Source organism: Janthinobacterium agaricidamnosum (genome assembly GCF_003667705.1).
Lineage (GTDB): Bacteria > Pseudomonadota > Gammaproteobacteria > Burkholderiales > Burkholderiaceae_D > Janthinobacterium.
Genome location: NZ_CP033019.1, coordinates 3,168,135 through 3,183,023 on the forward strand (window position 1 = coordinate 3,168,135; position 14,889 = coordinate 3,183,023).

At 66.8% G+C, this 14,889-nt stretch carries 10 protein-coding genes; 3 read left to right on the forward strand and 7 right to left on the reverse strand.

Annotated elements, in window-relative coordinates:
* Position 1: 1 nt before the first annotated feature.
* The 3 genes from D9M09_RS14245 to D9M09_RS14255 form a co-directional block, all read right to left on the reverse strand.
* On the reverse strand, positions 2-991 hold the full coding sequence (locus tag D9M09_RS14245) for a DMT family transporter (RefSeq protein WP_121669644.1): 990 nt from the start codon (positions 989-991) through the stop codon (positions 2-4).
* 65 nt (positions 992-1,056) lie between these two features.
* Positions 1,057-2,874, reverse strand: a complete 1,818-nt coding sequence (locus tag D9M09_RS14250) for a DUF885 domain-containing protein (protein ID WP_205602372.1) — start codon at positions 2,872-2,874, stop codon at positions 1,057-1,059.
* A gap of 65 nt (positions 2,875-2,939) precedes the next feature.
* Positions 2,940-3,980, reverse strand: a complete 1,041-nt coding sequence (locus D9M09_RS14255; RefSeq protein WP_121669645.1) for a LacI family DNA-binding transcriptional regulator — start codon at positions 3,978-3,980, stop codon at positions 2,940-2,942.
* A gap of 104 nt (positions 3,981-4,084) precedes the next feature.
* Between D9M09_RS14255 and D9M09_RS14260 the strand changes: the two genes are divergently transcribed.
* Together D9M09_RS14260 and D9M09_RS14265 are read left to right on the forward strand one after the other, a co-directional pair.
* Positions 4,085-5,278, forward strand: coding sequence for a phytanoyl-CoA dioxygenase family protein (locus tag D9M09_RS14260; RefSeq protein ID WP_121669646.1), 1,194 nt, complete (start codon positions 4,085-4,087; stop codon positions 5,276-5,278).
* A 34-nt stretch (positions 5,279-5,312) separates the two neighbouring features.
* Complete coding sequence (locus tag D9M09_RS14265) at positions 5,313-6,377, forward strand: Gfo/Idh/MocA family protein (RefSeq protein WP_205602373.1); 1,065 nt, start codon at positions 5,313-5,315, stop codon at positions 6,375-6,377.
* A 66-nt stretch (positions 6,378-6,443) separates the two neighbouring features.
* Here the strand turns inward: D9M09_RS14265 and D9M09_RS14270 are convergent, their stop codons facing one another.
* Positions 6,444-8,456 (reverse strand): glycoside hydrolase family 3 protein, encoded by a 2,013-nt coding sequence (locus tag D9M09_RS14270; RefSeq protein WP_121669647.1) that lies wholly within the window; start codon positions 8,454-8,456, stop codon positions 6,444-6,446.
* A 217-nt stretch (positions 8,457-8,673) separates the two neighbouring features.
* On the opposite strand from D9M09_RS14270, the gene D9M09_RS14275 reads away from it, so the two are divergent.
* The gene (locus tag D9M09_RS14275) at positions 8,674-9,711 is read left to right on the forward strand and encodes a helix-turn-helix transcriptional regulator (protein WP_162995682.1); all 1,038 of its coding nucleotides are present in this window, start codon (positions 8,674-8,676) and stop codon (positions 9,709-9,711) included.
* A gap of 219 nt (positions 9,712-9,930) precedes the next feature.
* Here D9M09_RS14275 and D9M09_RS14280 read toward each other — a convergent pair whose 3' ends face one another.
* The 3 genes from D9M09_RS14280 to D9M09_RS14290 form a co-directional block, all read right to left on the reverse strand.
* Positions 9,931-12,993, reverse strand: coding sequence for an efflux RND transporter permease subunit (locus tag D9M09_RS14280; RefSeq protein ID WP_099409436.1), 3,063 nt, complete (start codon positions 12,991-12,993; stop codon positions 9,931-9,933).
* Positions 12,990-14,096 (reverse strand): efflux RND transporter periplasmic adaptor subunit, encoded by a 1,107-nt coding sequence (locus D9M09_RS14285; RefSeq protein WP_121669649.1) that lies wholly within the window; start codon positions 14,094-14,096, stop codon positions 12,990-12,992. The genes D9M09_RS14280 and D9M09_RS14285 overlap by 4 nt, the downstream gene beginning before the upstream one ends.
* Before the next feature lie 82 nt (positions 14,097-14,178).
* Complete coding sequence (locus D9M09_RS14290; protein ID WP_121669650.1) at positions 14,179-14,799, reverse strand: TetR/AcrR family transcriptional regulator; 621 nt, start codon at positions 14,797-14,799, stop codon at positions 14,179-14,181.
* Between the last annotated feature and the right edge of the window lie 90 nt (positions 14,800-14,889).

Below are 14,889 nucleotides of genomic sequence, written 5' to 3' on the forward strand. Positions count from 1 at the left end.
GCTACGTCCGCCCTGCCCCACGCCCTTCTCCCCGCCCGTCTGCCCGCCCCTCTGCCTCCTCGTGCGCATGCCGCTGCACGGACCACAGCACGCCCGCCGTCAGCAGGAGCACGGCCACCCACTCCAGCGCCCGCGGCATGCGCTGCGCGTAGGCGAAGCCGTACAGCAGCGCGAACAGGGTCTCCGACAGGATCAGCTGGCCCGACAGGGTGACGGGCACCCGGCGCGACGCCAGATTCCACAGGTAGTTGCCGATCACGGAAGCGCCCAGCGCCAGCAGCAGGCACACGAGCCAGAAGCGAGGCCAGTCGCGCGCCGGAGCGCCATCGGCGCCGCCCGCCGGCTGCAGCGCCAGCATCACGGCGCCCACGACCAGCGCGATGACGCCGCTGGCCAGGCCATACAGCATGGCCCACTCCGCGGCGCTGACATGCGCATGGCGCTTGAGGAAACGGGCATTGTCGAGCGCATACCAGGTCCAGCACGCGAGCGCGCCGATGGCGCACAACACGCCGGCCAGCTTGTGCGCCAGGCTGGCGACATCCGCGCCCGCGCCGCCTGCCTGGCTGAAGATATCGACATTGATGCAGGCGATGCCTGCGGCCACCACCAGCAGCGGCAAGGCCAGGCGGCGCAAGGGCGGCGCGCCGTGGTCCTTGTGGCCGAACAGCGTCACGCTCAGGGGCAGCAAACCGATGATCAGCGACGTGGGCGCCACGCCGGCCAGCTTGACGCCATACGCCAGCAGCAGGTAATACACGACATTGCCCGCCAGCGCCTGGCGCAGCATGGCCAGCCAGTCGCCGCGCCGCAGCCGCCGCAGCAGGGGCAGGAGGCGCGGCAGCATCAGGCCGGCCGCCAGCGCGCCGTAACAGATGTAGCGGCCCACCATCAGCTCGGCCGGAGAAAAATCCGGCAGCAAGACGGGCACAATGAAAACGGCGCCCCAGAAGGCGCCGGCCAGCAAACCAGATACGATCCCACGCCACATGCAACCACGCTCACGTCATTATTCAAGGACGCCAGTATAGGGTATGCGGCGCGAGTCGCCCGCCGTCAGCCCTTCGCTTTTCTCTGCTCGGGGATGAAGTGTTCGCGCACGGCCTTGGCCAGCAAGTCCGGCGGCAGCAAGCCCTGTCCCAGCAGGAAGTTGTTGAAGGCCAGGCGGTCGAATCGGTCTCCCAGCGCCAGCTCCGTTTCCGCGCGCAGCTGCAGGATGCGCGTATAGCCGTAGAAATAGCTGCCCGCCTGGCCCGGCATGTTGAAGGTGTAGCGGTCCAGCTCCTGGCGCGCCATCGGTTTCGACAGCATCACTTCGTCGGTCAGGATGCGCCCCGCCTCTTCACGCGTGACTTGTCCCAGGTTCAGCATCGGGTCGAGCATGGCGCGCGCCGCGCGCAGCATGCGGAACTGCAGCGCGATGAACTGGCCCTCGGCCGGCTCGTACGGGATCATCTCCGCTTCCGCGTACAGCGCCCAGCCTTCCACGTTGACGCTGTTGAACGCATACAGGCTGCGCGCCTGCGACACGCCCCGCTCCACCATGGCGCTGAACTGCAGTTCGTGGCCGGGACGGCCCTCGTGCGCGCTCAGGGTCCAGGCCGCGCCCGCGAAGTTGAAATCGTCATACGCCTCGCCCTTGCCGCTGGCGGCCGGATTGCTGACGGGCAGGACGAACTGGCCGTGTTCTCCCGTATTGCCGATCAGCGGAGGCGGACGCATATGCGGCGCCGGCTGGGCCGCCGATTCGGCGCTTGACGCCAGGCGCATGGTCATGGCGCGCGCAGGGATATCGACCACGCGCTGCCGGGCGATGCGTTCCTCGAGCTGGGTATTGACGCCCTTGTAGTGCGCTTCGAGCTGCGCGTTCGGGATCGAATCGCTCTTCAGCGCGCGCAGCACCTGGCGGTAGTCGCTACCGTCGACGCCCTTCAAGGCCAGCCTGGCCGCCACCACGGGCGCCAGCGCCTGCATGGCGGCGCGCGTTTCCAGGTAAGCCACCTGCGCCCGTTCCACCAGCGCGCGCGGCTCGATGTCGATGCCCACCTGCTTCAGGCGAAACGCGTACAGCTCGGGCGCCATGCGGAAATCCGCGCGCGACAAGGGCAGCACCACCTGCTTTTCCCATGCCGCATAGTCGTTCAGCTGCTGCTCCATGGCGGCCAGCGCGGGTTCGGCACCTGCGATCTTCATGTCGGCGAACAGCTTGCGGATGCCGGCGATATACGCGGGCACGTTTTCCAGCGACTGCGCCACCTGCAGGCGCACGGGACCGGCCAGGCCAGGCGTGCCGATTTTCTCCGTGAAGCGCGCCTTCGCCTGCTGCGTGATCGGCGTGCTGCCCGGGAACTGGCCCACATAGCGCTGCAGGCGCTCAAGCGCCTTGGCGCGGCGCGCGGCCGGGCGCTGCTCCTGCAGCAGGCTTTGCATGCTGCCAAAGACCATCTGCGGCACATCGACCCATGGCAAGGTGTATCTGGCTTCCAGCTCGGTGCCGGCGATTTCCTGGTCGACGGCGCCGATCAGAATTTCCAGGTCCTGGCGTATGCGTTCGTCGCGTTCCAGTTCCAGCTTCTGCTGCAACTGCGCGCGCGCCTTCCGCATGGCCGCCACCTGGCGCCCGGTGATGTCCGGCCCCAGGTCGGCGGCCAGGCCGTCGTACTGGGCCAGGCCCCTGTCGGACGCGTCTTCGGGCGAGAACTGCGCCTGCGCCGCCAGCACGATGGCCGCGTTGCGGTTGCTGGCCTCGACCCAGGCGGACGACGCGGAAGCCGCTGCGGAAACGGCGGGGTCGGCCGCCATGGCGGGCATGGCCAGCGCGGCTGCAAGCGCGGCGGCGAGCACGGTCTTGCACAATTGCGGAGTGACGGACATCGGGGGATTCCTTCAAAGGTGAGCGATGAGCGAAGCGGCGAGTATCGGCCAGCCTCGCAGGCCTGTCAATTCACCCCGTTCAGGACGGGCAGGTTCCACGGCGTGACGATCTGGATGGCGGACAGTGACGGCGATTGCGCCAGGGCCGGCAGCGCACCCTGTGCCCGCAGGATTTCCTGGCAGGCGCGGCGCATGTCCTGGCCCAGGTCGTGGTGCAGCACGGCCTGGATGGCGCCCGACTTGAGCAGCGCCACGTTGTCCGCATCGAGGTCGTGGCCGATGAAGACCTGGCAGGGCCGGCCCGCTCGCGCAAAGGCCTGCACGATGGCGGCATTGCCGCCGCCGATCGAATAGACGGCGGCGATGCCCGGATGATCTGCCAGGGCTAGACGCACCAGCGCCCCCGTGGCCCCGTCGATGCCGTGGCCCTCGCTCACTTCGACGATGGATAAATGGCGGTGACGTTCGCGCAGCGCGCGGCGAAAGCCGATCTCGCGCTCTTCCTCGCCATGAAAGCGGTTGCTGCTCAGGGTCACCAGCACCTGCTGTTTTTTCCGGCTACCCAGCCAGTGGCCGACCAGGCAGGCGGCCGTCTCGCCCGCCGCGCGGTTATCCATGCCCACGTAGCTGCGGCGCGCGGAGCCTGGCAAGTCCGTCACCAGGGTCACGACGGGGATGCCGGCCGCCGCCAGCCGGTTCACCGCTTCCGCCACCGCTGGCAAGTCCGGTGCTTTCAGCAGCACGCCGTGGCTGCCGTTCTTGCGGATGCGCTCCAGCAGGTCGACGATGCCGTCCACCTCCAGGGTTTCATGCAGGTGAAAGCGCGAACGCAGCACGGCCGGATGCAGCGACGGCAATTCGGCCTCCAGCGCGGCCCGCACGGCGTCCGTGAAGCGGCGCGGCGCCACCATCAGCACATCGAGCATGAATTTTCTGCCAGACAGGCCCACCTGCGTGCTTTGGCGCGCCAGTTCATCGAGCGCCTGCATCACGCGGCGCACCGTATTGGCGTGCACGCCGCCGCGCTGCTTGATCACGCGGTCGACGGTGGCCACGCTGACGCCGGCCTGCAGCGCCACGACCTTGACGGGGAACGGATGCGTCATGCCATATCCAATTCAGATTGATGGTTTTTTGATGGATTTTTTGATAAAAAATGCGGATTTTCATCCCTATACTGATTCTACAACTTAAACAACGGAGACACCGCATGCCCACCACAGACGCCGCCGCAGCGCCGCCCAGCCCCTTCTGGCTGGCATCAGAAAACTGCGACCTGCAGGATTTCATCGCCACCGTCAGCCTATGCACGGCGCTGGCCGACTATCCCCACGCCGCTGCGGTGAAAGAAAACATTCTCGTCTACGACTGCGACCGGGTGCGCGCGCTGGCCGCCAGTGCGGTGTCGCTGCGCGCGCTGCAGGCCGAATGGGGCCGGGCGCTGATGGATGGTCCGGGCGTCATCGTGCTGCAACGCGCCGTCGCCGACATGGACACGCTGGAACAGGTAAGCGGCGTGTTTCGCGCGCTGATCGCCGAACAGCATGCGAGCGGCCAGGCGGGCGGCGACCATTTTGCCAAGGCTGGCGCGAATGACCGCATCTGGAACGCCCAGCAAAAACTGTGTCTGCGGGCACCCGAGGCATTCGCGCGCTATTACGCCAACCCCGTCTTCGCGTGGATCGCCGAGGCCTGGCTCGGGCCCGCCTACCAGATGACGGCGCAAGTGAATGTCGTCAACCCGGGCGGAGCGGCCCAGGCGCCGCACCGCGACTATCACCTGGGCTTCCAGAGCGCCGCCAGCTGCGCCGCCTACCCCGCGCCCGTGCACCAGATGACGGCCCTCTTGACCTTGCAGGGCGCCGTCGCCCACTGCGACATGCCGCTGGCATCGGGCCCCACCCTGTACCTGCCCGGGTCGCAGCGCTACCGCGCCGGTTTTCTCGCCTGGCAGCAGCGGCCGTTCCGCGACTACTTTGCGCAGCATTGCGTGCAGCTGCCCCTGTCCAAAGGCGACGCCGTGTTCTTCAACCCCGCCCTCTTCCACGCGGCCGGGCATAACCGCTCGTCCGACATCCGCCGCATGGCCAACCTGCTGCAGGTGTCGTCGCCGTTCGGGCGCGCCATGGAAGCGCTGGACCGCCGCGCCATGAGCGCCGCCCTGTATCCGGCCCTGCAGGCGCTGCGCTCCCGGGGCACCCTCGATGACGACGGCGTGCGCCACGCGGTGGCCGCCTGCGCCGAAGGCTATGCATTCCCCAGCAACCTCGACCGCGACCAGCCCATCGCCGGCATGGCGCCGCCCACGCAGCAGCAGCTGATGCACGAAGCGCTGGCGCAGGACTGGCCCGCTGCGCGCTTCCTCGACGCGCTGGACAGCCATGCCTGGCGCCAGCAAGCCTGAATCCCTCACCGCGACACGAACGGAGTACCCGCATATGCAAGACATCAACATCGGCCTGATCGGCGCCGGCTACATGGGCAAAGCCCACACCATCGCCTATAAAACTGTGCGCAGCATTTTTCACACGGCCCTGAACCCCGTGTGCGAATGCATCGGCACCAGCAGCGCAGAAGGCGCCGCCCGCAGCGCGCAGGAACTGGGCTGGAACCGCTCCACGGGCGACTGGCGCGCGCTGGTGGGCGATCCCGCCATCGACGCCGTCATCGTCGCCACGCCGCCGGCCACACACAAGGACATCGTGCTGGCGGCGCTGGCCCTGAGCAAGCCCGTATTCTGCGAAAAACCGCTGGGCATGACGGCCACCGAATCCCTGCAACTGGCGCAGGCGGCGGAAAGCGCGGGCGTGGCCAATATGGTCGGCTATAACTACATCCGCACGCCCGCCAGCCAGCTGGCGCGGCAGATCATCGAATCGGGAGAGATCGGCGAGATCATCCACGTCGCCGCCGAACACGTGGAAGACTACCTGCACGATCCGCGCGCGCCCGCTTCGTGGCGCACGCGCGAGGCGACGGCAACGCGCGCCGGCGCGCTGGCCGACGTGGGCTCGCACCTGCTCAACCTGGCCCTGCGCCTGGGCGGCCCCGTCGACGCGCTGGTGGCCGACATGAATACCGTGCACGCGCAGCGGCAAGGCCGGCACGGCATGGAAGCAGTGGAAAACGACGACCAGGGCAATGTGATGCTGCGCTTTGCCAGCGGCGCGCTCGGCGCCCTCACCTTCAGCCGCGTGGCGGCCGGCCGCAAAATGGGCTACACCTACCGCATCACGGGGACCAAAGGCGCGATCGCCTTCGACCAGGAAGACCAGAATGCACTATGGCTGTACGACGCCGGCCGTCCCGCGCAGCGCCAGGGTTTCCAGCGCCTGCTGATGGGGCCTGCCACCCCGACTACCTGGCGTTCAGCCAGGGCGCGGGGCACGGCACCGGGTACAACGAGCAGATCGTCATCGAAGCGCGCGATTTTCTGCAGGCCATCGCCAGCGGCGCGCCCGTCTGGCCCACCTTCCGCGACGGCTACGAGGTGGACCGGCTGATCGACGCCGCGCTGCGCTCCGCACGGGAGCGCAGCTGGATTTCCGTGCGTTGACAACAGAGACGGTTTAGTAAGCCAGCCCGTAGCCGAACTTGTACAGCGGATGGGCCGTGTCATACGGCACGTCCGATTTCTGCACCTGCACTTCGGCCATCGACGACGGTAGCTCGAACGGCAGCTTGCCCTGCGGCTTGGCCTTGCCCGTCAGGACATCGAACAGCGCGCCGTCGCTCACGCCGAAGTTGGCGACGATGGCGCTGGCCTTGTCCTGCACATTGCCGAGGATGGCCGGACGGTCCAGGTACACGGTGACCACCGTCTTCGGCGCGAATTTCGCCGCGTTCTTGATCGCCTCGTAGTCGGCGTTGCCGTCGACGTAATCGAGGCGGCCCTCGTGCTGCATGCTGCCGAAGATGTAGTTCGGGTGCAGGGTTTCATAGGGCGCGGCCACGCGCAGCAGGGCCACGTCCGCTTCCTGCGGCGTGGCGACCACCGTGTAGCCATACTGCTGCGCCACGGCCGCATCGATGCCGTACAGGTAGACCTTCTTGACGGTGGCGGCCAGCGGCAAGACCTTGTCCTTGTTTTCCAGCAAGACCAGCGAGCGGCGCTGGGCTTCCAGGCCCGCCTCGACAAATTCCGCCTTGCCCACGGTGGCGGCCGCCTTGGCCGCATCGACGAACGGATGCTCGAACAGGCCCTGCTTGAATTTCTGGATCAGGATGCGCCGCGCCGACGCGTCGATGCGCGCTTCCGTCAGCTGGCCCCGCTGCACGGCTTGCGTCAGATATGGCGCTTCCGTCACGCCGCCGAACTGGTCCATCCCCGCCGTCACGGCCTTCACGTAGCGCTCGGCCTTGGTGGCGTCTTCCATGCCCCACGGCGTGCCGAAGCCGATGAAGGAAGGCGCGACGCCAGGCGCCGTGCCGTTGCGGCAGTTGGCGTCGCAGTCGGAGGTGATGCCCCAATCGGACAGGATCACGCCCTCGAAACCGTATTTGCCGCGCAGCAGATCCGTCAGCATGGTCTTGCTGAAGCCGGCCGCCACTTGCTCCAGGGTGATGCCGTCGATGGTGATATTGCCGTCCGGCAGGGCGTAGGTCGGCATGACGGAGGCCGCCTTGGCCGTGAACGCCCCTTCGAACGGCTTGACGTGATAGGCGAAGTTATTGCCAGGGTAGGTCATGTAGCGGCCATAGTAATTGTGGCCGTCGAAGCCCTCTTTCGTGGCGCCATAGCCGACCCAGTGCTTGACGACGGCCACCACGCTGCCGTCATGCAAGCCCGTATTGCCGTCCTGGAAACCTTCGATATAGTGCTGCACCATGCGCTTGGCCAGGTCCGCGTCTTCGCCGAAGGTGCCGTTGATGCGCGACCAGCGCGGCTCGGTGGCCAGGTCCGCCTGCGGCGACAGCGCCTGCGTGATGCCGACGGCCAGGTATTCCTGGCGCGCGATGTCGCCGAAGCGGCGCACCAGCGCATCGTCGCCGATGGCGGCCAGGCCCAGGGTTTCCGGCCACTGCGAGAAACCCTTGGTACCGGCGCTGGCGCCCACCGTGTACTGGAAATGGTGGCGCGGGTCCGTGCTGATCGACACGGGAATGCCATGGCGCGAGGTTTCGCTCAGCGCCTGCACCTTGTTGTACTGGGCCGCCATATTGGCCGTGTCGCCCGCCATGCGGGTGATGAAGGTGTTGACGTATTGCTTGACGATCAGGTCTTGCAGCGCCGTCAAATCGTAGGCGCCGCCCTGGCCGATGCCGGTGGGGTCGGCCACGGTGGGCGCCGTGCCGTGCATCATCAGGCCCGTTTTTTCATCGAGGCTCATGCGCGACAACAGGTCGTCCGCGCGCGCCTCGGCCGGCAGGCGCCAGTCTTCGTACGGGTCGATCTTGCCGTTGCGGTTCATGTCCTTGAAGGTATAGCCGTCGACTTTCAACTGGGTGTAGGTGGTGGTGCCGAACACGGGCTGCGTGTATCCCTCGCTGCCGGTGTGGTTGTTGCCGCAAGCGGCCAGGGCAAGCGTGGCGACGCAGCCGGCGACCACGCGGGCCATCGGTTTCAAAGTGCAATTCATCATTATCTCCAAGACTGTTTTTGTAGGTATCAAGGCACGGCAGCAAGGCCGGCCGAAAACAATATAGCGTGAGAATGCGTGAGTTTCTTGACCGCGCAGCACGCGTTTTATACCCGCGAGAACAATTTTTGGTTAGATGGCACAACAACCAACAATCTCCTACAAAGTGCTAATATTTGTGAAAAATTACTACAACAAGCAGAATAAGCAGGAGGCAGCCTTGCACAAACCCGACACGCGCACGGTTTCGAACCGCATCGCTCAGCAATGCGCGCGCGCCATGCAGGCCGATGGCCACGACCCCGCCGACTTTTTTCGCCAGACGGGCATCACGCCGGCGCAGCTGGACGAGCCGGGCGGCCGCATCAACGCCGAGCGGCACCGGCGCATGACGGCCTACGCCCAGCAGCTGCCGCAGCACCGCGGCCTGCTCGACCTCGACGTGACGCACTGGTTCGCGCATTACTCGGGCATCGCCCACGTCTGCTTCAACCGCCCCACCCTGCGCAGCGCGCTGCACGAGCTGCTGCACTTGCGGGGCCTGATCGGCGAATTCGACTTCATGCTGATGAGCGAGAACGGCACGCGCATCGAGATCGAATACCTGTCCGAATTCTGCCAGCTGGGGGGCGCCATGCAGGCGCTGGCCAATTTCCGCATGCTGTCGCTGGTGGCGCGCGCCTACGACGACGGCACACCCACCGCCTTCCATGCCGGCTTCCAGGGCAAGGCGCCGTGGTTCGCGCCGGCCATTGCCGAATGCTTCGGCGCCGCCGTCACCTTCGGCCAGGCGCGCAATACCCTGACGTTCGACGCGCCGGCGCTGGACCGGCCCTTCGCCCAGTTCAACGCCATGCTGGCGCCGCACGCGCTGCGGCACGCGCAGGGACAGTTGCAGCAGCTGCAGGGGGCGCAGCTGTTTTCCGCCCGCGTGGAGCAGGCGATCATCGATTTGCTGGGCCGGCAAGGCGCCGGGGACGCCGACGGCGCCGCGCTGCTGCCGGCCCTGTGCGACGGTCTGGCGATGAACCGCTGGACCTTGCAGCGCCAGCTGCAGCAGGAACAGACCTCGTTCCGCGCGCTGGAATTGCGCGCGAAAAGCCGCGAATCGCGCCGTTTGCTGTGCGAAACGAGCCTGAGCGTGGCGGAAATCGGCGACCGCCTGGGTTTTTCCTCGCAAAGCGCATTTACCCGCTTCTTCAAGAACCAGTTCGAACTGCCGCCGGCGCGCTACCGGCAGGATGCCGCCGGAGCCTAGAGAAAGAGACAAGCAACAAGAAACAAGAAACAAGCAAACAAGCAAACCGCCAAACCACGAAACGGCCCAAGTCAGAAAGACAGGCTCCCCGGGCCAAGCGGACCTGAAAAATGTCGGGGGCAAGGCGCGGCGACGCAGACAGTACACAAGTACGGCAAGGAAGCCGCAACGCCGCCATCGGCATTTTCTCAGGCTCGCGTCTCCGGCCCGCTATTCAAGCTATACAGCCTGCGGCCGTATCCTGAACCAGATCGCGTACATGGCCGGCAGGAAAACCAAGGTCAGCACCGTGCCGGCAAACGTGCCGCCGATCAGGGTATAGGCCAAGGTGCCCCAGAATACCGAATGGGTCAGCGGAATAAAGGCCAGGATGGCCGCCAGCGCCGTGAGGATCACGGGACGCGCGCGCTGCACGGTCGCTTCGACCACGGCGTCAAACGGCGCCAGGCCGGCCGCCTCGTTCTGGTGGATCTGGCCGATCAGGATCAGGGTATTGCGCATCAGGATGCCCGACAGCGCGATCAGGCCGACCAGCGCATTGATGCCGAACGGCTGCTGGAACAGCAGCAAGGTGGGCACGACGCCGATCAGGCCCAACGGGCTGGTCAGGAACACCATCACCATCGCCGAGATCGAGCGCACCTGCAGGATGATCATCAGCAGGGTCAGCGCCAGCATAATGGGGAACAGCGGCAGCATCGCTTGCGTTGCCTTCGCCGATTCCTCGATGGAGCCGGCCTGCTCGATGCGATAGCCGGCCGGCAGCTTGTCGATGACGGCTTGCAGCTGCGCCGTGATGGCGCCCGAGACGTCGGGCGGCTGCATGCCGTCGGCGATGTCGCCGCGCACGGTAATCGTCGGCTGGCGGTCGCGCCGGCGCATCACGGGTTCTTCCGAGCGCACCTCGACGCTGCCCACCTGCGACAGCGCGATGCGTTCGCCATTCGCGCCGGCCAGGGTCAGGTCGGCGATGCGCGCCGGGTCCAGCCGCACGTCGCCTGCCGCGCGCGCCACCACCTGCACCGTGCGGATATCTTCGCGCACGGCGGTGACGGGCACGCCGCTGAGCAGGAACTGCAGCTGCTGCGCCACGGCGGCCGACGTCAGGCCCATCGCCTGCAAGCGGTCCTGCTGCAGGCTGAAATGCAGGGTGGGCGTGCGCGTGCCCCAATCGGTATTGACGGTACGCATCATCGGGCTGGCCTGCATCACGCGCCGCACCTCGTCGGCGATGCCGCGCAACACCTCGGGATCGGGGCCGCTGACCCGGTAGGCGACGGGAAACGGCGAGTACGGGCCGAACACCAGTTGCGTGACGCGCACGCGCGCCTCCGGCGCCAGGCCGGAGGCAACGGCCACGCGCAAGCGCTGCTTGAGGCTGTCGCGCGCCAGCTGGCTGTCGGTGCGCACGACGATCTTGGCAAACGAAGGATCGGGCAATTCCGGCCCCATCGCCAGGTAAAAGCGCGGGGCGCCCTGGCCCACATAGGCCGTGACGATCTTCGCTTCGGGCTGGCGCGCCAGCCAGGCTTCCACTTTCGCCGCCGCGCCGCTGGTCTGTCCGATCGCGCTGCCATAGGGCAGCTGCACTTCGATCAGCACTTCAGGGCGGTCCGAGATCGGGAAGAACTGTTTCTTGACGACGGCCATGCCCAGCACGGCCAGCACGAACAGGCCGATCACGGTGCAGAACACCAGCCATTTTCGGGCGATCACGCGCCCCAGCAGGCGGCGAAAGCGGTGGTAACGCGGCGTGTCGTACAGCGCATCATGGCCGCCGGCGACCTGTTTCAGCTCGGGCAGCAGCTTCACGCCCAGGTAGGGCGTAAACACCACCGCCACCACCCATGACGCGATCAGCGCGATGCCGACGATCCAGAACATATTGCTCGTGTATTCGCCGGCGCTGGAGCGGGCAAAGCCGTTGGGCATGAAGCCGACGGCCGTTACCAGGGTACCCGCCAGCATGGGCGCGGCCGTATGGCTCCAGGCGTAGGCGGAGGCGGCGATGCGGCTGTAGCCCTCTTCCATTTTCACGACCATCATTTCGATGGCGATGATGGCATCGTCCACCAGCAGGCCGAGGCCCAGGATCAGGGAACCGAGGGTGATGCGGTCGAAATTCTTGCCTGTCGCGGCCATCACGATGAACACGACGGCCAGGGTCAGCGGCACGGCGGCGGCCACCACGATGCCGACGCGCCAGCCCATGCTGATAAAGCACACCAGCATCACCACCAGCAGCGCGGCAAGAAACTTGAGCATGAATTCATCGACGGCCGCGCTGATATTAACGGCCTGATCGGTAACCTTGGCCAGGCTCATGCCCAGCGGCATGGCGGCACCGATGGCCGTCACTTCCCCGTCCAGCGCCTTGCCCAGGTCCAGCCCGTTCCAGCCGTCGCGCATGACCACGCCCAGCAGCAGCGCCGGCTCGCCGCCATTGCGCACCATGAAACTGGCCGGGTCTTCCTGGCCACGGCGCACGGTGGCGATATCGGACAGGGCCAAGGTGCGCCCCTGCACCACCACGGGCGTATCGCGGATCTTTTGCAGCGCGTCGAGCGCACCGTCGAGGCGGATGGACACCTGCGGCCCGCGCGTTTCGACCGAGCCGGCCGGCGTGAGGGCATTCTGGCCGTGCAGTGCCGCGAACACGTCCTGCGCCCGCACGCCCAGGGTGGCCAGGCGTTCCTGCGAAAACTCCACGTAGATGCGTTCGGCCTGCTCGCCGATGATATTGACCTTTTTGACGCCCGCCACGTGCAGCAGCCGCTGGCGCAAGGTTTCCGCCTCGCGCACCAGCAGGCGCTGCGGCTCGCCTTTGGCTTTCAGCGCATACAGGGCAAAGGTGACGTCCGCGTATTCGTCATTGATCATGGGGCCGATCACGCCGGCCGGCAAATTGGCCGCCTCGTCGCCGGCCTTCTTGCGCGCCTGGTAGAACTCGGCCTGCACCTGCCCGGGCGGCGTGCTGTCGAGCAGTGTCAGGGTCGTGAAAGCCAGGCCCGGCCTGGTGTAGGTCTCGGCCCGTTCATACCAGCGCAGCTCCTGCAAGCGCTTTTCGATCTTGTCGGCCACCTGGTCCTGCATTTCGCGCGCGCTGGCGCCGGGCCAGGCGGTGACGATGGTCATCACCTTGACCGTGAAGGCCGGGTCTTCCGCGCGCCCCAGCTTGAAGAACGACAGCAGGCCGGCCAGCGATATCAAGCAGATCAGGAACAGGGTGACGGAACGCTCGCGCACGGCCAGCGCCGACAGGTTGAAGCCCGCCGCGCTCATGGATGCGCTCCCGCGCCGGCGGCCACTGGCGCCGGTTCGAGCCTGACCCGCTCTCCCTGGTGCAGCAGATGGGCGCCCAGCGCGACGATGCGTTCGCCCGCCTTCAGGCCGCTGACGTCGGCGCCGTCATCGTGCAGCCCCTGCACCTTCACCGGCCGCCAGGTCACTTGCGCCGGCGTACCGGCGATCACCCACACGCCCTGCCCCTTGCCCGCATCGTGCAGGGCCGCCAGCGGCACTTGCACAGTGCCGCTGGCGGCATGCGCGCCGGGCAGGCGCAGGGTGACGGTGGCGCCCAGCGGCGCGCTTGAGAGCGCCGCGTCGAGCACATAGCGCGCCTCGAAAGTGCGCGTTTGCCGGTCCGCCGTCTGCGCCAGCTGGCGCAAGGTGGCCGGCACGCTGGCGCCCGGCCTGCCGAACAGGGTGGCCTGGCCCTTGGAGCCGAGCGCGGGGCGCACGGTTTCCGGCAGCTGGATCGCCGCTTCGCGCCGGCCGTCATGGGCCAGGCGCACCACCACCTGCCCGGCCGCGACCACCTGGCCCGGTTCGGCCATGGTGTCCATCACGACACCGTCGGCGTCGGCCAGCAGCACCGCGTACTGCAACGCATTGCGCGCCACCCCGGCCAGGGCTTCGGACGCTTTCAATTGGGCGCCGGCCGCGTCAGCCACCGCCTTCACCTGGTCGTAATTGGATGCCGAGATGGCGCCGGTGCCGCGCAAGTCGCGGTAGCGCGCCTCCTCGTCCGCCGCCTGGCGCGCGCGGGCGCGGTCGGCCGTGACGGACTCCTGCCGCGCCTGCGCCAGCAGTTGCAGGTCGTCGGCGTCGAGGCGCATCAATGGCTGGCCACGGCGCACGACCTGGCCGGCGTCGACCAGCCGTTCGCTCACCTTGCCGGCCACGCGGAAACCGAGGTCGCTTTGCACGCGCGGCGCGACCACGCCCGTAAAGCTGCGCGTGCCCGCTTCGGCGCCCTGCACCGGGACGGCGCGCACCAGCGGCGTGGCGGTGCGCGGATCGGCCTGCGCCTTGTCGGCGCAGGCGCTCAAGGCCAGGGGCAAGGTGGAGATGACTACAGATGAAGCGAGGCGGCGCCAGCGCATAAGAATCCCATGAATGAGTGATCAGGGTTCTCATTCTGGTACTAGTGACCAAATAAGTCAATGGTCACAAATTAGTGCAAAACTATGGCGACAGGCTGCGCAACACCAGGCTGGACAGTTGCAGCACCGCCGTTTCGCTGCTGTCGACGCTGTGCTGCAGCAGCAAGGGATTGACGTAGGGGCGCATCACCAGATAGATCGCGCTGGCCGTTTCGTCGAGCGGCGTCTTGCGTTCAAAGTCGCCCGTCTTGCGTCCCTGCTGCAAGATATCCTGCAGCAAGGCGCCCATGGCCAGCTCGTAGGCCTGCACGGCAGGCCAGCGCCCGGTGGCGGCCGAGGCGGCGATGTCGTACAGCTTGCGGTCCTGGAAAAACAGCCGCAAGCTGGCCTCGACGCTGGCCCGGAACATGCGCCGCAGCTGCTCCGGCGGCTGGCCGGCCGCCGCCACCGCGTTTCTCACCTCGGTTTCGATCTGGCGCAGGCAGCTGGCGCAGATATGCTCGCCGATGGCTTGCTTGGATTCGAAGAATTTATAGATATAGGCCTTGGAAAAGCCGATCGCCCTGGCCAGGTCGGAGACCGTCGTCTTTTCATAGCCGTAGCGGCTGAAGTAATCGGTGGCGGCGGCAACGATCTGGTCGCGCACGTCGTGGCCGGCCGGGCCGCGCGCAGGGCTTGGTGTGTCGGGTGTGGTGGAATTCATGGCGACAGCTTAACGCGCCGCGACGGAATGCACAATAAGTGACCAATATGTATTATAGTCACACATTATTTCTTTTTTGAACTGGAAGAC

Coding starts and splice junctions, on each gene's coding strand:
- D9M09_RS14245 (WP_121669644.1), bottom strand. CDS start 991: ATGTGGCGTGGGATCGTATCTGGTTTGCTGGCCGGCGCCTTCTGGGGC.
- D9M09_RS14250 (WP_205602372.1), bottom strand. CDS start 2,874: ATGTCCGTCACTCCGCAATTGTGCAAGACCGTGCTCGCCGCCGCGCTT.
- D9M09_RS14255 (WP_121669645.1), bottom strand. CDS start 3,980: ATGACGCATCCGTTCCCCGTCAAGGTCGTGGCGCTGCAGGCCGGCGTC.
- D9M09_RS14260 (WP_121669646.1), top strand. CDS start 4,085: ATGCCCACCACAGACGCCGCCGCAGCGCCGCCCAGCCCCTTCTGGCTG.
- D9M09_RS14265 (WP_205602373.1), top strand. CDS start 5,313: ATGCAAGACATCAACATCGGCCTGATCGGCGCCGGCTACATGGGCAAA.
- D9M09_RS14270 (WP_121669647.1), bottom strand. CDS start 8,456: ATGATGAATTGCACTTTGAAACCGATGGCCCGCGTGGTCGCCGGCTGC.
- D9M09_RS14280 (WP_099409436.1), bottom strand. CDS start 12,993: ATGAGCGCGGCGGGCTTCAACCTGTCGGCGCTGGCCGTGCGCGAGCGT.
- D9M09_RS14285 (WP_121669649.1), bottom strand. CDS start 14,096: ATGCGCTGGCGCCGCCTCGCTTCATCTGTAGTCATCTCCACCTTGCCC.
- D9M09_RS14290 (WP_121669650.1), bottom strand. CDS start 14,799: ATGAATTCCACCACACCCGACACACCAAGCCCTGCGCGCGGCCCGGCC.